General features: G+C 71.5%; 16 protein-coding genes and 1 pseudogene. 8 read left to right on the plus strand and 9 right to left on the minus strand.

What is annotated here, in order from left to right; genetic code table 11:
* Window positions 1–86: 86 nt before the first annotated feature.
* Window positions 87–968: an NAD(P)-dependent oxidoreductase gene (locus QQY66_RS44620; RefSeq protein ID WP_301986178.1), complete on the minus strand. Its 882-nt coding sequence runs from the start codon at window positions 966–968 to the stop codon at window positions 87–89.
* Between the two features lie 96 nt (window positions 969–1,064).
* Between QQY66_RS44620 and QQY66_RS44625 the strand changes: the two genes are divergently transcribed.
* Window positions 1,065–1,403 (plus strand): helix-turn-helix domain-containing protein, encoded by a 339-nt coding sequence (locus tag QQY66_RS44625; RefSeq protein WP_301986179.1) that lies wholly within the window; start codon window positions 1,065–1,067, stop codon window positions 1,401–1,403.
* Window positions 1,404–1,528: 125 nt separating this feature from the next.
* The gene (locus tag QQY66_RS44630) at window positions 1,529–1,753 is read left to right on the plus strand and encodes a hypothetical protein (RefSeq protein WP_301986180.1); all 225 of its coding nucleotides are present in this window, start codon (window positions 1,529–1,531) and stop codon (window positions 1,751–1,753) included.
* 175 nt (window positions 1,754–1,928) lie between these two features.
* Here the strand turns inward: QQY66_RS44630 and QQY66_RS44635 are convergent, their stop codons facing one another.
* Window positions 1,929–3,014, minus strand: coding sequence for a M12 family metallopeptidase (locus QQY66_RS44635; RefSeq protein ID WP_301986181.1), 1,086 nt, complete (start codon window positions 3,012–3,014; stop codon window positions 1,929–1,931).
* A 94-nt stretch (window positions 3,015–3,108) separates the two neighbouring features.
* Here QQY66_RS44635 and QQY66_RS44640 point away from each other — a divergent pair, with 94 nt between their 5' ends.
* Window positions 3,109–4,932: a LuxR family transcriptional regulator gene (locus QQY66_RS44640; protein ID WP_301986182.1), complete on the plus strand. Its 1,824-nt coding sequence runs from the start codon at window positions 3,109–3,111 to the stop codon at window positions 4,930–4,932.
* 83 nt (window positions 4,933–5,015) lie between these two features.
* Here QQY66_RS44640 and QQY66_RS44645 read toward each other — a convergent pair whose 3' ends face one another.
* Window positions 5,016–7,619 carry a CHAT domain-containing tetratricopeptide repeat protein gene (locus QQY66_RS44645; RefSeq protein ID WP_301986183.1) on the minus strand — a complete coding sequence of 868 codons (2,604 nt, stop codon included), beginning with the start codon at window positions 7,617–7,619 and terminating at the stop codon, window positions 5,016–5,018.
* Window positions 7,620–7,729: 110 nt separating this feature from the next.
* On the opposite strand from QQY66_RS44645, the gene QQY66_RS44650 reads away from it, so the two are divergent.
* From QQY66_RS44650 to QQY66_RS44660, 3 genes are read left to right on the plus strand one after another with little or no spacing between them, the layout of a single operon-like run.
* Window positions 7,730–9,157, plus strand: a complete 1,428-nt coding sequence (locus QQY66_RS44650) for a S8/S53 family peptidase (protein ID WP_301986184.1) — start codon at window positions 7,730–7,732, stop codon at window positions 9,155–9,157.
* Window positions 9,158–9,216: 59 nt separating this feature from the next.
* Window positions 9,217–9,786 carry an RNA polymerase sigma factor gene (locus QQY66_RS44655; protein ID WP_301986185.1) on the plus strand — a complete coding sequence of 190 codons (570 nt, stop codon included), beginning with the start codon at window positions 9,217–9,219 and terminating at the stop codon, window positions 9,784–9,786.
* Window positions 9,783–10,271, plus strand: a complete 489-nt coding sequence (locus QQY66_RS44660; protein WP_301986186.1) for a hypothetical protein — start codon at window positions 9,783–9,785, stop codon at window positions 10,269–10,271. The genes QQY66_RS44655 and QQY66_RS44660 overlap by 4 nt, the downstream gene beginning before the upstream one ends.
* Window positions 10,272–10,316: 45 nt before the next feature.
* Here the strand turns inward: QQY66_RS44660 and QQY66_RS44665 are convergent, their stop codons facing one another.
* The 3 genes from QQY66_RS44665 to QQY66_RS44675 form a co-directional block, all read right to left on the minus strand.
* Window positions 10,317–11,540 (minus strand): cytochrome P450, encoded by a 1,224-nt coding sequence (locus QQY66_RS44665; protein WP_301986187.1) that lies wholly within the window; start codon window positions 11,538–11,540, stop codon window positions 10,317–10,319.
* Window positions 11,541–11,614: 74 nt separating this feature from the next.
* Window positions 11,615–12,406, minus strand: a complete 792-nt coding sequence (locus QQY66_RS44670; protein WP_301986188.1) for an N-formylglutamate amidohydrolase — start codon at window positions 12,404–12,406, stop codon at window positions 11,615–11,617.
* 126 nt (window positions 12,407–12,532) lie between these two features.
* Complete coding sequence (locus QQY66_RS44675; RefSeq protein ID WP_301986189.1) at window positions 12,533–14,752, minus strand: NADP-dependent isocitrate dehydrogenase; 2,220 nt, start codon at window positions 14,750–14,752, stop codon at window positions 12,533–12,535.
* Window positions 14,753–14,959: 207 nt separating this feature from the next.
* Here QQY66_RS44675 and QQY66_RS44680 point away from each other — a divergent pair, with 207 nt between their 5' ends.
* Complete coding sequence (locus QQY66_RS44680) at window positions 14,960–16,498, plus strand: M1 family metallopeptidase (RefSeq protein WP_301986190.1); 1,539 nt, start codon at window positions 14,960–14,962, stop codon at window positions 16,496–16,498.
* Window positions 16,499–16,519: 21 nt separating this feature from the next.
* On the opposite strand, the gene QQY66_RS44685 is transcribed toward QQY66_RS44680, so the two are convergent.
* The 3 genes and pseudogenes from QQY66_RS44685 to QQY66_RS44695 all read right to left on the minus strand — a co-directional run bounded on the left by QQY66_RS44685 (window position 16,520) and on the right by QQY66_RS44695 (window position 20,054).
* Window positions 16,520–17,623, minus strand: a complete 1,104-nt coding sequence (locus tag QQY66_RS44685; protein WP_301986192.1) for a mechanosensitive ion channel family protein — start codon at window positions 17,621–17,623, stop codon at window positions 16,520–16,522.
* 197 nt (window positions 17,624–17,820) lie between these two features.
* Complete coding sequence (locus tag QQY66_RS44690; RefSeq protein WP_301986193.1) at window positions 17,821–19,344, minus strand: amino acid permease; 1,524 nt, start codon at window positions 19,342–19,344, stop codon at window positions 17,821–17,823.
* A 29-nt stretch (window positions 19,345–19,373) separates the two neighbouring features.
* A pseudogene (locus tag QQY66_RS44695) lies at window positions 19,374–20,054 on the minus strand (hypothetical protein).
* A gap of 250 nt (window positions 20,055–20,304) precedes the next feature.
* Between QQY66_RS44695 and QQY66_RS44700 the strand changes: the two are divergent.
* Complete coding sequence (locus tag QQY66_RS44700) at window positions 20,305–21,744, plus strand: FGGY family carbohydrate kinase (RefSeq protein WP_301986194.1); 1,440 nt, start codon at window positions 20,305–20,307, stop codon at window positions 21,742–21,744.
* The last annotated feature ends 11 nt before the right edge of the window (window positions 21,745–21,755 follow it).

Here is a 21,755-nt window from a genome sequence, read left to right on the forward strand (position 1 = left end):
AGGTGGCCGGCTCCGCAGGGCACATGTCGGCCACCTGCTGGAGGTCGTCGCGGGTGGCGCCGCCGGCGGCTTGGACGGCGATGCCGTCACTGCACCAGCAGGTCGATCACGCCCGTCAGATCCTCCTCACCGCTGCCTTCGGCCAGGCGGCGGCGCATCAACTCGAAGTAGGGGCTGAGCAGTTCAGGGCTGACGCCCTGCTGCTCGGCCGTGCTCAGGAACGTGGGCGTGCCGGCCACCTGCATGGCCAGATTCGAGACGACACCCTTGGTGTAGTCGCCGCTCTTCAGCTGATCGGCGGTCGTGTGCACGGCCGGCGCCATCGCGACGAGCCAGTCCGCGAGCAGCGGGGCGAGCGACGCGGGGTCGATGTCCTCCTTGCGGATCAGCGCGAAGGCATGCGCGGCCCCGGCGAACATCCCGTACATGGCGCTCAGCAGGGCCACGTCGTGCAGGGCCGCGAAGCCCGCGTCCGTGCCCACGTAGTGGGTGCCGACCGGGACGCCCAGAGCCTCCTGGTGCTGCTCGAACAGTTCCCGCGAGCCGCTGTAGAAGACGTAGCCGCCCGCTTCCGGGACGCCGATCATGGGCGGGACTGCCATGATCCCGCCGTCCAGGTAGCGGGCGCCGCGCTCGCGGGCCCACTCGGCGCGGGCGCGGGCCTGGGCCGGAGTGCTGGTGGTCAGGTTGACCAGGTCCCGGCCGGCCAGATCGGTGCCGCCCAGCACCTCCTCGACCGAGGCGTCGTCCAACAGGCAGACGACGACCAGCATGTTCGCCGCGACCGCCTCGGCGGCGGTGTCGGCGACCCGCGCGCCCCCGGCGCCGAGCGCCGCCGCGCGGGCCGGGGTGCGGTTCCAGACGGTGAGCGGGTGCCCGGCGGCCATCCAGGCTCGGGCCAGTGCGGTGCCCATCGCCCCGAGGCCCAGCAGCGTGACGGGGGTCTTCTCAGCAGTATTCTGTGTCATGCCGATCAGGCTGGTCGCAGCCCCGAAGGTGATCAAGTACGCACTTCGGAGTGGGTGGTTACTCTGGGGTGAGCAAGCACGTCAGAGGGGTGGGGCATGACGACGCTGAACCGGCCGGGCACACCAGACGGACACGTCTGCGGCATCGACACCGTGATGGAGGTCATCGGCGGCAAGTGGAAGGTCCTGATCCTCTGGGCCCTCCACGAACACCCCCACCGCCGCTTCGGCGAACTGCGCCGCCTGCTCCCCGGGATCACCGAGAAGGTCCTGGCCTCCCACCTGCGCGAGATGGAAGCGGACGGCGTAGTACACCGCGTCTCCTACGACGAGGTGCCGCCCCGCGTCGAGTACTCACTGACGGAGGACGGCACACGCCTCAACGTGGCGCTGCAACCGTTGGCTGTTTGGGGCCGCGAGCGGCAACGCCCTTAAGGGGCGCGGGGCTGTATCAAGATGCGGCTTCGCCGCGTGGGCGCGACCTAATAGCAACGCCCCGGCCAACGATGAAAAACCCCACGCGTCCCTTCAACTCCATCGCGCGCACCAGGTGGCACCCCGTGACCGATGAGAAGCCCCACCCCCACGTGGGGCCCCTCACCGACTCCCAGCGAACCCGCATCGAGTTCGCCCGACGTGACTTCGAATCCGCCCGCGCGGCCGACCTGTCCCAACTGGACGCGGCCGGGCTCATCCTCCTCGTCGAGCGCCTGAGGACCCGCCTCGACGACGTCCTGAACCTGACCGACGAACTCACCGCCGAGCCGCCGACCTCGCGCGCATAACCAAGCAGGAAGCCCCGCACCTCCCTCGTAGTGCGGGGCTTCCTGCTGCCTGCGGTGGCGGAACGCCCCCGACGTCAGTGTCTAAGCGACACTGTCCCCCGAAGGTGGCGTTCCGCCACCGCTCCCCCGGTGCCGGACAGTGGTCCGACCGTCCGTGAGGGGCGGTCATGTGCTGTCACCAGCACATGACCGCCGTATCCCCCGATCCCCACGTCGAGTGGAGGCGCACACGGACGAAGTAGCGGCGGCCCTTGATGAGCCGGACCTTGATGGCTGCGTTGTGCGGTGTGCCGCCGTCGTCCTGGCCGGAGAGGTAGCGGGGTTCACCGTCCCGCTCCTCGAAGACCACGACGACGGTGTCGCTGTCGCCGAAGGTGCCCACGCTGTACTCGCGGGTCTCCGGCGGGTCGACGGTGAAGTCGGCCTGCTCGCCAGGGGCGAGGCGGAGCGGCGCCGAGCGGAAGGGCTGCAGCGCGGGTGGCTGCTGCACCTCGGCCGGCGGGTACCAGCGCAGGACGAACTCCTTGTCGGCGGGGGAGAGGATGCCGGGCGGGTTCAGGCCCGCGCGGTACTGCTCCGGCTCCAGGATCAGCCCGTCCGAGAAGGGGTACTCCATGATCGACTGCGGGTCCCAGACGGAGCCGTTGACCTCGTCCGGGTCGAGCTTGCGCAGGATGTTGAAGAAGGTCCTGTCGCGGCTCCAGAAGTTGGGCGGGCCCGCCAGATCGGCGTACACGGCCTCGTCGTCCCAGTGGATGCCCGCGAACGGGTTCTGGTGCTCGTGCAGCATGCCGAGCGCGTGCCCGATCTCGTGCAGGGCCGTCCCGCGCTCCCCGGGCGCGGTCAGGTCCCAGCCGAAGTTCATGGTCCGCTCACCACGGCCGACCCGCAGCGCGTCCTTGCCGACCGTCGACCAGGACCCGTCACCGAGCTGGAACCCGATGCGCAGCTCGGCCTCCGAGCGGTCCCCGACCTCCACGAAGTGGAGACCGATGCCCAGGTCTCCCCACTCCTGGAAGCACTCCCGCACGACGTCCTGCTGCTCCTTGGGGCCGACCCAGGACACCCGGCGGCTCTCCCCGGTCCCCGGCACGGCGATGACGGAGTCGTCGCCGTCTCCGTCGAAGAAGTAGTAGTACAGCACCGTGCCGTTGACCCACATCTGGCGACCGCTGATGAGCGCACTGAGCCGCTCGGCGGTCAGCCCCGGTGCGAAGACGGGAGCCGACTGCTGCGCGAGGGAGCAGTAGCGTGCGGTCATGCGATCAGGTTGCCGTCGACCGCCCCCGGGCGCCTGAGTCGGGGGCTACTCAAGTCCCCCTGTATCAGGTGTGAGTAACCGTGCTCTTGTTCACGTGACGACTTACGAACGGAACGCGAAGACCCTTGAGCTGCCCTGGCCGTTCACCGGCCGGGAGAACGAACTGGAACTGATCCGCCGGTCCTTGGGCGCGAGCCGGCACGGCATCGTGGTGACGGGACCCGCGGGCTGTGGCAAGACCCGGCTCGTCACGGAGGCGGTCCGCGGCAGCGACCGCGCCAAGGCGGCCGGCACGCCCGAGGCCCGGCACATCCCCTTCGCCGCGTTCGCGCACCTGCTGCCCGAGACGGTCACCCTGCACAAGGCGGTCCAACTGCTCTCCGCCGTACGGACCTTGCTCGTCGACGACGCACATCTCCTCGACGACGCCTCGGCCGCCCTGGTCCACCAGCTGGCGGTGCAGGGCCGCACCCGGCTGCTGGTGGTGGCCACGGACGACGTACCGGTGCCCGGCGCGGTGTCCCGGCTGTGGACCGGTGAGCTGCTGCCGCGCCTCACCCTGGAGCCGCTGCCGCGCGAGGAGACGGACCGGCTGGCCGCCGCGGGCGCCGGCAACCGACTGGAGCCGCTCACCGTGAACCGGCTGCACCGACTGTGCCGCGGCGACCTCCGGCTGCTGCGCGACCTGTCCGGTGCGCTGCGCGAACAGGGCTTGCTCACCGCGATCCCGGGCTCGGACGAACGGGCCTGGCGCGGCCCGGTACCCCTGACCGCGACCGTGCGCGAACGCACCGCTCACGTCATCCACCGCGTCGACCCCGACGAGCGCGAGACCCTCGAACTCCTCGCCTTCGCCGACCCCCTGCCGCCGCCCGCCGACGACTTCGATCTGCGCGTCCTCGAACGCCTGGAGACCGACGGCCTGATCGACATCGACGACCATGGCGCCGTACGACTCGCCCACCCCCTGCACGGCCCGGTGCTGCGGGCCATGGCCGGCCGGCTGCGCGCCCGGAGACTGGCCCGCACCCCGGACCAGTGCGGCCCGGCCCTCAAGGACGAGGCGGTCGAGCTGGCACGGCAGATCGACGAGGCCGACGTACGGACGCTGTGGTCACCCGTGGGGGAGTGGCTCGTCGAGGAGGGGGAGCCGGTCCCCGCCGATTACGCGGCCGTACGCGCGCGTGCCGTGCGGCTGCGCGGCGAACTGCGCGAGGCCGCGGCCTGGGCGCGCGAGGGCCTGCGGGAATCGCCCGACGATCCCTCCTGCCTCCTCGAACTCACCCTCGCCGCCGCCCAGTCGGGCGAAGTGACGCCGGCGCACGAGGCCCTCACCGCACCTCCGGCAACGGGTGAGGCGGCGACCTGGCTGGCGGCGGCACGCGGCGACATCGACTCCGCCGTCCGGTCGATCGCCGGGGACGATGTCTTGGCGCTGTACGACGCCGTGCGCCTCGGCGCTCCCGGAAAGACCGCCTCCCGGCTGCCCGTGGACAGCGCCTTCGCAGCCCACGCGGACGCGCTCACCCGCGGCGACGGACCGGCCCTGGACCGTGCCGCCGAACGCCTGCAGGAGCGCGGCCTGATGCTCTTCGCGGCCGAGGCGCACGCCCAGGCCGCACGCTCCCACCGCGACCCACGCGCCGCCCGCACCTCCCGCACCCGCGCCGTCGCCCTGGCCCGGCGCTGCCAGGGCGCCCGTACCCCGGCCCTGTCCGGCCTGGTCCTCGGCGAACTCACCGCCCGCCAACGCCAGATCGTCACCCTCGCGGCGGCAGGCCTCACCAACCGCCAGATCGCCGACCGCCTCACCCTCTCCATCCGCACAGTCGGCAACCACCTCTACAGCGCATACGCCAGACTGGGCGCAAGCGACCGAGCAACTTTGCCATGCCTGCTGGACGCTCAACCGGCGTGAGTGCAGCGCCCCGTAAGGGGCGCGGGGAACTGCGCGACCAGCCCCCACTCACCCGCAGCCGAAGAACAGCCCAACCAGCGGAGCTAAGCCGCCCCGAACGCCGAAAACGCCCACCCCGTAGCCTGATGCACCGCATCCCCCGGCAGCGCCCCGCGAGCATCCCGCAACGCCTCGGCCAACGACAGCCCCACGCTCAGCCCCTTATGCAGCGCGAGCATCAACGGCACCACCGCCGCGTCATTGACAGGCGCACTGCTCGCCACAACACCCGCCGTCCCCAGCGGCAGCAGCGCCGTGACGAGACCGAGGAGTTCGTCGGCGCCGACGGAGGCCAGCCGCGCGGTGTCGCAGCTGGACAGGATGATCCGGTACGGGCTGCGGTCCAGCCGCTCGAAGTCGTGCACGATGAGCGGCCCGTCGGCCATCCGCAGCGAGGAGAACAGCGGACTGTCCGCACGGAAGGTGCCGTGCGCCGCGATATGGGCCAGCGCCGCCCCGTCCAGTTCCTCCAGGACCCGCGGCACGCGCGCGTGGTCGTGCTCCAGGACCGTCGACTTGCCGTACCGGTCCGCCAGTTCCGGCACTTCCGCACCGCCGGTGGCGAGCCCCGGCCCGCGCACCAGGACATGACGGCCACCCGGCGGCGGCTCGGTCTCCCTCGCCCGCAGCCAGCTGCTGGCCGACGGCGACACGCTGAGCACCCGCTCCCGCAGCGACGGCAGCAGCGCCCACGGCACCCGGTGCAGCCGGCCCGGCGGCACCACCACGACCGGGCCGGAGCCCAGATGCGCGGCTGCCGGGCCGAGCAGCAGCTCCTCCAGCCGCCGCCCCGCCGCCTCCACCACCGGCAACCGGCCCTCCGCCCCCGGATGCGCCAGCCGCCGCAGCCCGGCCTGCACATGCTCGGCCTCGACGACCGCGTCCGTGAGCAGCCCGGCCTCGTACCGCCTGACCCGCCCCTGCCCGCACAGCAGCACATGCACGCGCCCGTCGAGCACCACGAGTTCGACCAGCCGTACCTCGCCGAGCCGCGCCAGCAGCCGGGCCGGGTCGAAGGAGGACTCGTCGCAGGGCGCGTCGCCGCGGATGTGCAGGGTGCGAGATCGGATCTCCCGTTCCAGCCGCCGCTGTTCACGCTCCAGAGCCGGGACAGGCCGTGCTTCCATACGGGCGGCCTCCGCGCGTGCGGCGATCTCCCGGTAGGCGGTGAGGCCGCGTTGCAGCGTCGGGTCGGCGGGCGGGCGGGTGGGTGGCGCCGACAGTACGGTGGACCGCCAGCGTTCGCTCCACACCAGCAGTTGCCGCGGCCCGCCGGAGAGCAGACTCGCCTGCTGGGCGAGCGCGGCCAGCTCGGCGCCCTGCTCGGTGGCGCGGGCCCGCAACTCCGAGGCGCCCAGCGTCATCCGGTGGTCGTCGAGTACGTCGAGCCCGCGCCGGCACGCCTCCAGCACTCGTCGGCCGGAACCGGCGGCCTGCGCCCGCAGCGCCTGCGCCGCCCAGCCCGTCAGCCGCGCCAGCGGCGGCCCGCTGTGCCGGCTGCGGGCGGCGACGGTCAAGTGCCGTTCCGCGTCGGTCCGCCAGCCCAGCTCGAGGGCGATCCGGCCCGCGAGCAGCGCAGCCTCGGGCGCGGCCGGCGCGCCGAACGCGGCCAGCCGGTCCGCCACCGCGGCGGCGTCCGCGACGAGACGGCCCGAGCCCCGCCCGGCGGCAACCCGCGCCTCGATCAGCACCAGCCGGGCGTGCGTCTCCCACCAGGTGCGCCGCTGCGCCGCGAACAGCCGTACGGCCAGATCCGCGCGGGCGATCGCGGTCTGCGGATCGCCCGCGAGCCGTGCCGCGCGAGCGGCGGCCAGCAGCAGCTCCGCCTTCCGCGTGGACTGCCCGCCGATGCCGTCGAGCACGCCTATGGCAGTGTCGGCCTCGGCGAGCGCCTCGGGGGCGAGGCCGGCCGCCATCAGGACCTCGCAGCGCCGGATGTTGAGCATGAACGTCGGCGTGCCGAGCTTGGCGTACCGCTCCTCGGCCTCGTCCAGCAGCCGCAGCGCGGCCGGCACGTCCCCCGACCGGAACGCGGCCAGCCCCCGGCTCTCCACCGCGTCCGCCTTGTCGTGCTCCTGGCCGGTGGTGTCCCACAGCGCCTCGGCTGCGGTGAAGTCGGCCTCGGCCCGCTCCACCGCGCCCAGCGCCAGATGCACGGTCGCCCGCAGCGTCAGCGCCCGCGCCGTCCAGATGACGTCGTCGGCCTGCCGCAGCACGGGTATGGCCCGGCGTACGTCCTCCAGCGCCTCCCGGTGATGGCCCAGCACCCACCAGACGTAGGCCCGGCGGTACAGCACACGCGCCCGGGTGAGTCCCGTACCGCGCGCGACACCCCGCTCGAACGCCTCCAGGCCCTGCCGGGTGCTGCCCGCATGGACCAGCGCCACGCCGAGGGTGCCCAGGACGTCGGCCTCCCGGTCGGCCGATCCGGCGCGTGCCGCCAGATCGCGGGCGCGCCGCAGATGCCGCAGGGCGATCCGCAGGTCGCCGAAGTCCCGCTGCCACATGCCGATCACATGGTGGGCGACACTGGCGTGCAGCGGTGAGGGATCGTCGGCGAGCACCTGTTCCGCCCGCGCCAGAGCCTCTTTCGGTGAGGCGAACACCATCGGCAGCAGTTCGAGAACCGAGTCGCTTCCCGCTGTCACCCAAAGGATGGTAGTGGCCGCGGACACACGCCACACGGGTTTGGTGCTGTATCAAGCGACGGCTCAGTGACTCTGACTGACGACCGACGCCTCAGTGGGAGGGGACACGCATGGCACCACAGCGATTCCATGAGCAGTTCGACCAGATCCAGCGCTCCATGCCCGACGTGCCGCTGGCGATGGGGCCGGACGACTCTTCCGAGTTCTTCTACGAGAAGGGCGTGGTCCTCGCCCGCAACGGGGAGGAGGCCCGGGTCGTCGAAGAGACCGTGCGCACGCACTTCACCGAGGCCACCGGCCTCACCTCGGACCGGGTACGCCGGGCGGGCCCGGAGACCAACCGGTCAGGCATCACCCGCATCCGGGTCGGCGACCCCGGCCACGGCAACCGCAGCGGTGACCGTGCCGTCGCGGGCGCCCTGCGTGCCCTGCGGGCGGCGGAAGAGCGCACCGGGCGCAAACTGGTCAGCCGTAACCACGTGGTGTCCACGACGGTCAACGCCTGCAATCCGGCGGAGCCCGTGCCCGCCCTGCTCACCCAGACGCCCAACCCGTCCGCCGCCGAGGCGTCGTACGACCCGGACACGGCCGTCGGCGTGCTGGTCATCGACACCGGCCTGGTGCACGACTACCGCTCCTACCCGCTCATGGCGCATGTGCAGGGGGACGCCCAGATCAAGGAGTGCGACGAGAACGGAGTCCTCCAGCAGTACGTCGGCCACGGCACGTTCATCGCCGGACTCGTCGCGGCCCTGTCGCCCAACACGGACATCGACGTCAGCAACACGCTCAACGACGCGGGCGCCATCCTGGAGTCCGAGTTCGGCGAGAAGCTCTTCGACGCCGTCGACCGGCACGGCTGGCCGGACATCATCAGCCTCTCCGCGGGCACGCCGAACGGCAGCGCGACCGGGCTGCTCGGCGTGGAGACCTTCATGCAGGCGCTGCGGAACCAGCCCCGCACCCTGCTCGTCGCGGCCGCCGGCAACAACGCCAGCGCCACGCCGTTCTGGCCCGCCGCCTACGCCGACCTGCCCGAGTACCAGGACGTCGTGCTGTCGGTCGGCGCGCTGCGCAGCGACGGCGAGTTCGGCGCCTGCTTCACCAATCACGGCTCCTGGGTCAAGGTCTACGCCCCCGGCGAGCAGCTGACGAGCCCGCTCATCGGCTTCGACACTCCTGTGCCGTACGTGTACCAGCACACCACGTACGACGCCTGCCGGTTCGGCTTCTCCTACCTGTGCACCTGCGTGCACCCCAGCCACACCGGCGAACTGACCTCCGGTTCGGCCAAGCCCGACCAGGTGATGTTCGAGGGGTTCGCGCACTGGAGCGGGACCTCGTTCGCCACCCCCGTGGCCGCCGGTCTGGTCGCCGCCCATATGACCGCGCACAAGGAGGCCGACGCCCGCGCCGCCCGACGGCAGCTGCTCGCCGCGAACACCGAGTTCGCCGAAGTGCGCGGGGCGCACGTACCGGCGCTGCGGCCGTCGACCTGGCGTCCGGTTCCGGTCGTCCAGCGCCCGGCAGGCGCATGACTGCCGGAACCGCCCCTTCCACGGCGTACGATGACGTGCCGTACACGAGGGGTGGGGCCGTGGACCGTGCAGATGTCGGCGCGCTCGTCCAGTCAGCCGTCGACGGCGACGCGGCGGCCTGGAAGGCGCTGGTGGAAGGGCTGAGCCCACTGGTGTGGTCCGTTGTGCGCGCGCACCGGCTCTCCGACGCCGACGCGCACGAGGTGTACCAGACCGTGTGGTTCCGCTTCGCCCAGCATCTCGGACGCATCCGAGAGCCCCAGAAGGCAGGGGCGTGGCTGGCCAGCACCGCACGGCACGAGTCCCTGAAGGTGCTCAAGAGCCTGAGGCGGCTGACTCCCACGGACGACGCCCAGCTGCTGGACCGGGTCAGCGAGGACCGTACGCCCGAGCAGTCGGTCATCGACTCGGAGGACGCCGCGGCCCAGACCGAGCGCATCCGGCGGCTGTGGCAGGAGTTCGAGGAACTGGGCGAGCGCTGCAGGCAGTTGCTGCGGATGCTGATGGCCACGCCGCCGCCCAGCTACCAGGAGGTGTCCGCCGCACTGGGCATCGCCGTGGGCAGCATCGGGCCGTTGCGCCAGCGCTGTCTGCGACGCCTGAGGGCCCGACTCGAGGGAGCGTTGTGAACGAGACCGACGACGAGCGCTTCGGCGACGAAGAAGGGCTGGACGAGGACCTGGTCGACGGCCTGCTGGACGAACTCCGCCAGGCCGCCGCCATCCTCGACCCCGTCCCGGCGGAACTGCGACGCAGCGCCGTCGAGGCGTACGCGCTGCGCGACCTCGACGCCCGGCTGGCCGAGCTGACCTTCGACTCGCTGATCGACGCGATCCCGGTCAGAGGGGTCACGGACGCGCCGCGGATGCTGACCTTCCGCTCGGGGGACGTGACCGTCGACGTGGAGGTGACCGGGCAGGGGCTGCTGGGTCAGGTGCTGCCGCCGCAGTCGGCGAGCATCGAGGTGCTCAGCGGCCCGCCGACGGCTCCGCCCACCACGCTGACGTCCGACGACATGGGCCGCTTCGCCGGCGACGCACCCCCGGCAGGCCCGTTCGCCCTGAGGCTGCGGACCGGCGGGGAAGTCGTCGTCACGGAGTGGCTGCGGGCCTGACACCGGTGGGGCGGGCGGGCCTGGGGAGTCCGGGTGCCGCCCGACTCACCAGGCGCACGGCAGGGTCTGTGGCCCGCGGATCATCGTCTTGCGGCGCCAGAGAACCTGGTCGGCGGGGACGGCGAGCCGTAGCCCCGGCAGCCGCTCCAGCAGTGTGCCGATGAGCAGTTCGGTCTGCAGGCGGGCGAGGACGGCACCGGTGCAGTAGTGCGAGCCGTTGCCGAAGGCCAGGTGCGGGTTCGGGACGCGGTCGAGGTCGATCCGGTCCGGCTCGGGGAAGACCTCCCGGTCGCGGTTGGCGGCCAGATAGGAGACGTAGACGGCGTCGCCCGCGGCGATGCGCTGCCCGCGCAACTCGACGTCTTCCAGGGCGATACGGGCCAGGCCGACGGAGCTGCGGTGCGGGATGTACCGCAGCAGCTCGTCCAGGGCGGCGTCCCGTACCTCGGGCCTGTTGCGCACCCCCTCCATGAGCTCGGGCCGGGTGAGCAGCAGGTAGAGCATCTGGCCGCAGTTGTGGGTCACGGCCTCGCCGCCGATCTGCAGCGGACCGGCGAGGCCCACCGCCTCCGTCTCGCTGATCTCGCCTCGCCCGACGGCGGCGCCCAGCAACGAGTACACGTCGTCGCCTCCGCTGCCCCCGCCGCGGATCGTCTCCGTGATCCAGGCGTACATGCCGTTCTTCGCACGGCCGGCGGCCTCGGCGCCACCGGAGGTGGAGATGATCTGTCGCGTCCAGGCGTGCACCTGCTCCCGGTCGGCGGCGGGTACGCCCATGACCTCGCTGACCAGGTTGATCGGGAAGGGCTCCAGCACCCGCTCGATGAGATCCGCGGGAGGCCCGTCCTGCACGACGCCGTCCACCAGGCCGTCCAGGATCTCCTGCGCCCGGGGCCGCAGCCGCTTCATCGCACCCACGGTGAACGCACCGGCGACGGCCTTGCGCAGCCGGTTGTGGTCGGGCTGGTCGGCGAAGGCCAGCGAACCCGGCCGCGGCTTGAAGTGCGGGGCCATCCGCGTCACCTGACGCTTCGTCACCTCCGCACGGCCGAACCGTGGATCGTTGGTGATCATCTTCACGTCGTCGTAGCGAGTGGCCAGCCACGCCCACCCCTCGCCGTGCGGCAGCCGGATCCGGGTCAGCGGGCCCTCGCGCATGAGGTCCGCGAGGAACGGGTCGAACTCCGTCCCGTCCAGGTCGAGCGCGGGCCAGTCCCGTACCGGCGGCGGGGCCTGGTCGATGAGCGTGGTGGTCGTCTCCTCGGTCATGCCCCCACCCTCACCGCCCCCGCCCCGTCTGTCGCGCGGGAGTGCTCCAGCCGGAGGGCCGGACGGCCGGAGGGTCAGTGCGGCACGGCGTCGACCAGCCGCGCCAACGCCGAGGCGAGCCGGGACAGCCCGCTCCCCGCGGGCCCGCCAGGCTCCGTCATATACGTGTCCCGGCGGATCTCCACCATCAGTGCGCTCACCCGCGGCTCGGCCCGGTAGAACTCCAGCGGCACATACGTACCGCTGAACGGGCTGTCCAGCCCCACCTCCCCGAAGGCCTCCCGGGCGGCGGCCACCAGCTCCGGCGGCGTGTGGAAGGAGTCGGTACCGAGACAGACGGGCGGCCGAGGCCCCGAGCCGTGCAGCTCGTACGGCAGCGGGGCGCTGGGATAGGAGTGCACATCGATGATCACGGCCCGCCCGGCGGCCTCCAGCCGATCCGCCACGGAGTCCGTCATGGCTTGTGCGTACGGCCGGAAGTACGCGTCGATCAAGGGCTCGGGGTCGGTGCCGTCCGCCCGCAGCACCCCCCGCTGAGTGGTCCGCGTATACACGGCACCCATCCCCACGGCGAGCATCTCCTCCCGCTCGTCCGGAAACCGCTCCGGGTCGACGACCAGCCGGGAGAGCCGATTGACGAACCGCCAGGGCGTCACGGCGCACAACTCGGCCGCCACGTCCGCGAGTTCAGCCGTATGCGCGTCGGTGATGCGGTCGAGCTCCCGCTCCAGCGCGTCGTCGTCCAGCACGATGCCCGAGCGCACGTGAGGCGGCATGTCCCGTGCTCCGTGCGGCACATGGAGGATCACGGGGGAGTCTTCGGCGCCGGGCAGCAGCTCGAAGGAGGGCGGTGAGTGGCGGGACATCGGGAGACTCCTCACAAGCTGCGGGCATGCGTGCCGCCTGGGGCGGCACCGCGTACGGCTCCGCCCCGGCCGGGCAACCCGACCGGGGCGGACAAGACGAGCGGGCCGTAAAACCCCGCCCCTACGTCAGCTCAGGGACGCGAGCGCCTCGTTCCACGTGGTGGACGGGCGCATGACCGTGGCGGCCTTCGCCGCGTCGGGCTGGTAGTAGCCGCCGATGTCGGCCGGGTTGCCCTGCACCGCGTTCAGCTCCTCGACGATCTTCTGCTCGTTCGCGGTGAGCGTCTCGGCGAGCGGCGCGAACGCCTTCGCCAGGTCGGCGTCGTCGGTCTGCTGGGCCAGCTCCTGCGCCCAGTACAGGGACAGATAGAAGTGGCTGCCGCGGTTGTCGATGCCGCCGACGCGACGGGTCGGGGACTTGTCCTCGTTGAGGAAGGTCGCCGTGGCGCGGTCGAGGGTGTCGGCGAGGACCTTCGCGCGGGAGTTGCCGGTGAAGTCGGCGTACTGCTCCAGGGACGGAACCAGCGCGAAGAACTCGCCGAGCGAGTCCCAGCGCAGGTAGTTCTCCTTGACCAGCTGCTGGACGTGCTTCGGCGCGGAGCCGCCGGCGCCCGTCTCGAACAGGCCGCCGCCCGCCATCAGCGGCACGACCGACAGCATCTTGGCGCTGGTGCCCAGCTCCAGGATCGGGAACAGGTCGGTGAGGTAGTCGCGCAGGACGTTACCCGTCACCGAGATCGTGTTCTCGCCGCGGCGGATACGCTCCACCGACAGCTTGGTGGCCTCGACCGGGGCGAGGATGCGGATGTCCAGACCCTCGGTGTCGTGCTCCGGCAGGTACGCGTCGACCTTGGCGATCAGGTTGGCGTCGTGCGCGCGGGTCTCGTCCAGCCAGAACACCGCCGGGTCGCCGGTGGCGCGGGCGCGCGTGACGGCCAGCTTCACCCAGTCCTTGATCGGGGCGTCCTTGGTCTGGCAGGCGCGGAAGATGTCACCGGCGGAGACGGTCTGCTCGATGACGGCGTCGCCGTTCTGGTCGACCAGGCGGACCGTGCCGGTGACCGGGATCTCGAAGGTCTTGTCGTGGCTGCCGTACTCCTCGGCCTTCTGCGCCATGAGGCCGACGTTCGGGACCGAGCCCATGGTCGACGGGGCGTAGGCGCCGTTGGCGCGGCAGTCGTCGAGCACGGCCTGGTAGACGCCCGCGTAGGAGGAGTCCGGCAGCACCGCGAGGGTGTCGGCCTCCTGGCCGTCCGGGCCCCACATGTGGCCGGAGGTGCGGATCATGGCCGGCATGGAGGCGTCGACGATGACGTCGGACGGCACGTGCAGGTTGGTGATGCCCTTGTCGGAGTCGACCATCGCCAGCTCCGGGCCCTCGGCGAGCTCGGCGTCGAAGGAGGCCTTGATCTCGGCGCCCTCGGGCAGGGACTCCAGGCCCTTGTAGATGCCGCCCAGACCGTCGTTCGGGGTCAGACCGGCGGCGGCGAGCTTGTCGCCGTACTGTGCGAACGTCTTCGGGAAGAAGGCGCGGACCACATGGCCGAAGACGATCGGGTCGGAGACCTTCATCATCGTGGCCTTGAGGTGCACGGAGAACAGCACGCCCTCCGCCTTGGCCCGGGCGACCTGCGCGGTCAGGAACTCGCGCAGCGCGGCCACGCGCATCACGGAGGCGTCGACGACCTCGCCCTCGAGGACGGGTACGGACTCACGCAGGACGGTGGTGGAGCCGTCGTCGCCCTTGAGCTCGATACGGAGCGAGCCGGCCTCGGAGATCACGACGGACTTCTCGGTGGACCGGAAGTCGTCGACGCCCATCGTCGCCACGTTCGTCTTGGAGTCGGAGCTCCAGGCGCCCATGCGGTGCGGGTGGGTCTTGGCGTAGTTCTTGACCGAGGCGGGGGCTCGGCGGTCGGAGTTGCCCTCACGCAGGACCGGGTTGACCGCGGAGCCCTTGATCTTGTCGTAGCGGGCCTGGATCTCCCGCTCCTCGTCGGTCTTCGGGTCGTCCGGGTAGGCCGGCAGCGCGTAGCCATGCGCCTGCAGCTCGGAGATCGCGGCCTTGAGCTGCGGGATGGACGCCGAGATGTTCGGCAGCTTGATGATGTTGGCCTCGGGCGTCTTGGCCAGCTCGCCCAGCTCGTGCAGGGCGTCCGGGATGCGCTGGTCCTCGGTGAGGTACTCCGGGAACACCGCGAGGATGCGGCCGGCCAGCGAGATGTCCCGCGTCTGAACGGCGACACCCGCCTGCGAGGCGTACGCCTGGACCACCGGCAGGAAGGAATACGTTGCCAGGGCCGGGGCCTCGTCAGTGTGCGTATAGATGATGGTCGAGTCAGTCACCGGGTGCTCCGCTCCACGTCTGCAACATTGCTCGACATCAAGATATCTCGTGACCGACCGCGGCTCGACAGGGGTCCTCGCACGGTTTCGCGGATTCGGTGCATCTTCTGAGGGTTTCCAAGCGTCTGATCTTGTGGTCGTGCACCTTGATCGCACTTCATCCGACGGCCGGATCTGACCACCCGGCCGCCCGAGCGAAAGCGGACCATGAGATATCGCAGCAGAGTGACCGCCCCGGCCGCCCTGATCGGCACCGCCGCGGCCCTGTCCGTAGGCGCCCAGGCGCACGCGGCTCCGGCAGCCACGGGCACGCCCGGCCCGGAGACGTTGGGGGACCCCGTCTACCCGAGCCTCGGCAACGACGGCTACCGCGTATCGGCCTACCACCTCGACCTCGCCTACGACGCCACGACGAAGCTCGTCGACGCCACGGCCACCCTGAAGATCACCACCACCCAGGAGCTGACCCGCTTCTCCCTGGACGCCCTCGGCCTGGACATACGCACCGTCACGGTGGCCGGCCGCACGGCCGCCTTCGAGCAGGCCGACGAGAAGCTGCGGATCACGCCCGCCCGATGCCTGCCCGCAGGCAAGAAGGTCGCCGTCGCCGTGACGTACACGGCGGACCCGCGCCGCACCCTCGCGCACACGGCCTGGGTCCCCACCCCCGACGGCTTCGCCATCTGCCCCCAGCCGGACTCGGCGCACACCGTGTTCCCGTGCAATGACCACCCCTCGGACAAGGCCGACTTCACCTTCCGCATCACCGTCCCGGACGGCCTGCGCGGCGTGGCCAGCGGCCGGCTCGTCCGCACCGAGGAACTTGCCGGCGGCCGGACCGCGTACACGTACCGCTCCCGCTCGCCCATCGCCACCGAGATCGTGCAGATCACCGTCGGCGACTATGTGATCAAGGAACGCCAGGGGCCGCACGGGCTGCCGCTGCGGGACGTCGTCCCCGTCTCGCGGGCCGCCGCGCTGGAACCGGCGCTCGCGCTCACGCCCAACCTGGTCGGCTGGCTCGAGGCCCGACTCGGCGCCTACCCCTTCGAGACGTACGGTCTGCTGCCGGTCAACGCCGACATCTCCGAGCTCCCCGGTGGGTTCACCGGACTGGAGACGCAGACCCTCACGGTGTACCGGCCGGGTTACCTCCTCCAGGAGGAGCCCAGGATCGGCTCGCACATGATGCACGAGCTGGTCCACTCCTACTTCGGCAACCTGGTCTCCCCGGCCACCTGGGCCGACCTGTGGATCAACGAGGGCCACGCCGACTTCTACGGGCTGCTCTACCGCTACGAGCGCGGCTGGCCGGACTCCATCGGCATGACCACGATGGCGGCCCGGATGAAGCACACCTACGCGCAGGGCGACCAGTGGCGCCGCGACTCGGGTCCGGTCGCCGCCCCGGACGCGGCCAACCTCTTCGACTCCCAGCGCTACCTCGGCGGCGTCCTCGTGCTCTACGCCCTGCGCAACGAGATCGGCGAGACCGCGTTCAACGCCGTGGAGCGCGCCTTCCTGGACCGCTTCCGCAACGCCTCGGCGTCCACGGACGACTACATCGCCGTCGCCTCGGAGGTCTCCGGCCGCGACCTGTCCGGTTTCCTGCGGGACTGGCTCTACGGCACGAAGACCCCGCGGATGCCCGGCCACCCCGACTGGACGGTGACGCCGCCGAGCTCGTCACTGCGGCGGCCGGAGAACCGGACGGACGGGCACCACGACAACTCGGCCACCCTGTAAGGGATCAGCCGAGGTAAGGGATCAGTCGAGCCGGGCGGAGGGGATTTCGCCCGGCTCGACCACGATCTCCGCGCCGCGCTGCTGCGGAATCGACACCGCGCCCTGCTGCAGGGCCACCGTGCGGGTCGGGGAGGGGATGCGGATACCCTCCTCGCGGTAGCGCTTGTGCAGGCGCTTGATGAACTCGTGCTTGATCCGGAACTGGTCGCTGAACTCGCCGACGCCCAGGATGATCGTGAACCCGATGCGCGAGTCGCCGAAGGTGTGGAAGCGCACCGCAGGCTCATGGTCCGGCATGGCGCCGGTGATCTCGGTCATCACCTCGGCGATCACCTCCATGGTGACCCGCTCCACGTGCTCCAGGTCGCTGTCGTAGGCGACCCCCGCCTGGAGCAGGATGGTCAGGTCCTGCTCGGGGCGGTTGTAGTTGGTCATGTTCGTCCCCGCCAGCTGGCCGTTGGGGATGATGACCAGGTTGTTGGAGAGGTTGCGGACGGTGGTCTGCCGCCAGTTGATGTCGGTGACATAGCCCTCCTCGCCGCTGCTGAGGCGGATGTAGTCACCGGGCTGGACGGTCTTCGAGGCGAGGATGTGGATGCCCGCGAAGAGGTTGGCGAGCGTGTCCTGAAGCGCCAGGGCGACCGCGAGACCACCCACACCGAGGGCGGTGAGCAGCGGGGCTATGGAGATGCCCAGCGTCTGCAGCACCACCAGGCAGCCGATCGCCAGGACCACGACCCGGGTGATGTTGACGAAGATCGTGGCCGACCCGGCGACCCCGGAGCGGGCCTGGGTGACCGTGCGGATCAGTCCGGCGACCATTCGGGCCGCCGCGATCGTCACGACGAGGATCAGCAGGACGGTCAGGCCCTGGTTGACGTTGCGATGAACCGTCCTGGTGAGCGGCAGCGCCGCCGCCGCGGCCGCCGCGCCGGCCACCACCGCGGCCCACGGCACCACGGTCCGCAGCGCGGCGACGATGACCTCGTCGCCCGTCCAGCGGGTGCGGTCCGCGTGCTTGCCCAGCCAGCGCAGCAGCATCCGCAGCAGGAACGCCGCCAGCAGTCCCGCGGCCATCGCGATACCGGCGATGACCAGGTCGTGCATGGTGAGTTCGCGGTTCACCGGTCACCTCCGGTGAGAAGATCCGCGGGGACATTCCTCGCCGACAGCCGGATGTGAAGTCTCGTCACCTGGTCACCTGCTCGCTTCCGTGATGTACGCCTCGCGCCGGACAGGTCCTTCGATGTCCGGCGCGAGGGCTCATCCTGCCGTATCGGGCACAGGAGTTCGTACCTGGACCGATGCCCGGATCGCGCAGCTCAGACGATTCCCTCGGCCCGTTCGGCCTGTTCCCGGTCGTCGCCGTACGCCGCTGTGGTGGGCGTTCCGTACGAACGCCGGGCGACGAACCACCACACCGTGGCGAGGACGAGTACGACAGCGAGGGCGACGGAGGCGTAGTTCATTGTGTCGACCGTCACCGGAGACGACTGGGGCAGGCAGAACAGCACCGTCACACAGGCCACCCACGCCACCGCGATCCAGCCGATCGGCCTGCTCCACCGGCCCAGATTCCAGGGCCCCGGCTGGAAGCGGTCGCCCGCCCGCAGACGCAGGAACACGGGGATGACGTAAGCGGGCGTGATGCCGATGACGTTGATGGCGGTGACCGCGCCGTACGCCGTCGCCGAGTACAGGGATGGCAGGGCGAGGAGGCAGGCGACCGCCACCGACAGCCAGACGGCGGCGACCGGGGTCTGAGTGCGGCTGCTGACCCTGCGCCACAGATGGGAGCCCGGCAGCGCCCGGTCCCGGCTGAACGCGAACACCATGCGGCTGGCCGCGGCCACTTCGGCGTTGCCGCAGAACAGCTGGGCGACGATCACCACGAGCAGCAGGGCGCTCGCGCCGTCCGTGCCGAGGCCGTCGAGCAGGATCTGCGCGGGCGGCACCCCGGTCTCGCTGGCGCGTGTGGCGTCGTAGTCCTGGATGGCGAAGGTGAGGCCGGCGAGCAGCACGAAGCCCGCGATCCAGGAGACCCAGATGGCGCGCACGATGCCGCGGGCCGCCGACACCGAGGCGTTCGAGGTCTCCTCGGAGAGGTGGGCGGAGGCGTCGTAGCCGGAGAAGGTGTACTGCGCGAGCAGCAGGCCGATCGCGGCGACGTAGACGGGGTTGGACCAGCCGGTGTCGTTGACGAACTCGGTGAAGACGAAGGACGGCGACTGGTGGTGGTCGGGGACGATGGCCAGCGCGCCGACGATGACCGCCACACCGGCGAGGTGCCACCACACGCTGATGGAGTTGAGCACACTGACCAGCCGGACGCCGAACAGGTTCAGCGTGGCGTGCAGCAGCAGGATCACCATGAAGATCAGGAACGTCTTCTCCGGCGTCGGCTCGAAGCCCCACTGGAGGTTCATGAAGGCGCCGGTGAACAGGGCGGCACCGTAGTCGATGCCGGCGATCGCACCCAGCAGACCGAGCAGATTCAGCCAGCCCGTGTACCAGCCCCAGCGCCGGCCGCCGAGCCGGTCGGCCATGTAGTACAGGGCGCCTGAGGTCGGGTACGCGCTGGTGACTTCCGCCAGCGCGAGTCCGACACACAGCACGAACAGGCCGACACCGGCCCAGCCCCACAGCATCACGGCGGGTCCGCCGGCGCCCATGCCGAAGCCGTACAGGGTCATGCAGCCGGACAGGATCGAGATCACGGAGAAGCTGATGGCGAAGTTGCCGAAGCCGCCCATACGGCGGGCGAGCACCGGGCGGTAGCCGAGTTCACGCAGGCGCTGTTCCTCGTCGTGGGGCGGGACGCCGGACGGAGCGGGGGTGCGGGACATGCGGAACCTACCTCCGGGAGAGGACGGGGTCAGGGGTGTGGGCGTAAGTCGTCCGCGGCCGACCGGGTGCGGGTGCGCGCCTGGAGGAAGACGTCCACCGCCTGGCTGCGGTCGCCCGCGTCCGAGGTGCGGTAGGCCCAGGGGACGGGCGTCCAGGGAGCGCTCGGCGGGACGGCTGAGCTCGAACCAGGAGTCCGGTGCGCATACCCGGACGCCTCCGCCGGCCGCCCGTTGGCGCCGCGCCCGTAGAGGAACTGCAGCATCCGGTGATGGGCCTCGCGGTTGTACGGGTCACGCTTGTCGGCCTCCGCGAGCAGCCCCACGGGCCCGGCGGCAGCATCGGCTCGGGCGGTCCCCACCGGCGCTCGGACCAGCGCTGGTGCCGGTCCAGCTGGGCCGGCGTCAGCAGGCACGCCCAGGGGACCGGGTCGTGCGGTGCGGTGCGCGTCGTCGTCTCGCACGCCTGCCTCCTGCCACAGCTCGTGCGTACGGCGGTGCTCCTCCCGGTGTGCCCGCAGGGCGCGTTCCACGGTGACCCGGGCGTGCATCACGACGGCCGGGACGCTGTGCGGCTCCTCGGACAGCCAGGCCCGCACCACGTCGGTACCGGCCGCCGCGGTCGCGAGGACCTGGGTGCGCTGGGTCCACTGCCACCACTCTCTGGTCTCCAGCAGGAGACCGCGCATCGCCATCCAGCGGCCGGTACGCAGCTCCTGGAGGGCAGGTCGGGACGGCGGACGGAAGTAACAACAGCCTCCTCCGGGCGGCGGTTGAGGAGTCGCGCGGTCGGCGGTCACTATAGAGGCGGAGCTTTTGCATCGCTGTCGGTTTCCTGGTCCTTTCGAACTCCTTTGCGGGGGTCGCCGGTTGAGCGTGCGTCTGCCTTGCTTGACGGGGCGTGCGAAGCGGCGGCAGGCTGGCGCACGGTGATCGCCCAGGGGCTTCGACGGGAGAGGTGCGATGACAGGTCCGGTGCTCGCCGTCGACCAGGGCACCTCCGGCACCAAGGCCCTGGTGATCTGCCCCGAACGCGGCGTCATCGGCACCGGCTTCGCCGCCGTACGGCCCCGCCATCTGCCCGGCGGGCTGGTCGAGGTCGCCCCCGGCGAGCTGTACGCCTCCGTCGTCGAGGCCGCGGGCCGCGCCCTGGCCGAGGCACGGGAGCCGGTCACCGCGCTGGGCCTGGCCAATCAGGGCGAGACCGTTCTCGCCTGGGACCCGGACACCGGCCGCCCGCTGACCGACGCGCTGGTCTGGCAGGACCGCCGCGCCGAGAGCGTGTGCGCCGAACTCGCCGACCACAACGAGGAGTTGCGGGAGCTGACCGGGCTGCCGCTCGACCCGTACTTCGCCGCGCCCAAGATGGCGTGGATACGACGGCACCTGACCGCCGAGGGAGTCGTCACCACCTCCGACGCCTGGCTGGTGCACCGGCTCACCGGCGCGTACGTCACCGACGCGGCCACCGCGGGCCGCACCCAACTGCTCGACCTCGACCGCACATCCTGGTCACCGCGCGCCCTCGACCTCTACGGGCTGTCGGACGAACGGCTCCCCGAAGTCGTCGACGTCGCCGGACCGGTGGGCACGACCACCGCCTTCGGCCAGTCCATGCCGCTCACCGGCCTCGTCGTCGACCAGCAGGCCGCCCTGCTCGCCCAGCGCATCACCGAACCCGGCGGCGCCAAGTGCACCTACGGAACGGGCGCGTTCCTGCTCGCCCACACCGGCGACACACCGCGCCGGGGCACCTCCGGGCTGGTCAGCTGTGTCGCCTGGCGCCTCGGCGGACACACCAGCTACTGCCTCGACGGCCAGGTGTACACGGCCGCGTCCGCCGTACGCTGGCTCGCCGACCTGGGCGTCATCAAGGGCGCCGCGGACCTTGATCCTGTGGGCGGTTCGGCGCCCGACAGCGGTGGCGTCACCTTCGTCCCGGCGCTTGCCGGACTCGCCGCCCCCTGGTGGCGCGGCGACCTGCGCGGCTCGCTCACCGGACTCGGCCTCGACACCACCGCCGGGCACCTGGTGCGCGCCCTGTGCGAGGGCATCGCCGCGCAGGTCACGGAACTCGCCGAGGCCGCCGCGCTCGATCTGGGCGAGTCCCTCTCGGTACTCCGCGTCGACGGCGGCCTGACCCGCTCCACCCTCCTCATGCAGACCCAGGCCGACCTTCTGCAACGCCCCGTCGAGGTGTCCGCGCTGCCGGACGCGACCGCGCTCGGCGTGGGCGCGCTGGCCAGGCTGGGCGCCGAGCCTGGCCTGACGGTCGCCGAGGCGCTGCCCGACTGGAAACCGTCGGCCGTGTACGAGCCACGCATCGGCGCGGACGAGGCCGCCGCCCGCCTCTCCGGGTTCCGCCGCGAAGTCGCGGCACTGCTCGACAGGGCGCCGACGTGAGCGAGCCTGAC

It is taken from the genome of Streptomyces sp. DG2A-72 (assembly GCF_030499575.1).
Classification (GTDB): Bacteria; Actinomycetota; Actinomycetes; order Streptomycetales; family Streptomycetaceae; genus Streptomyces.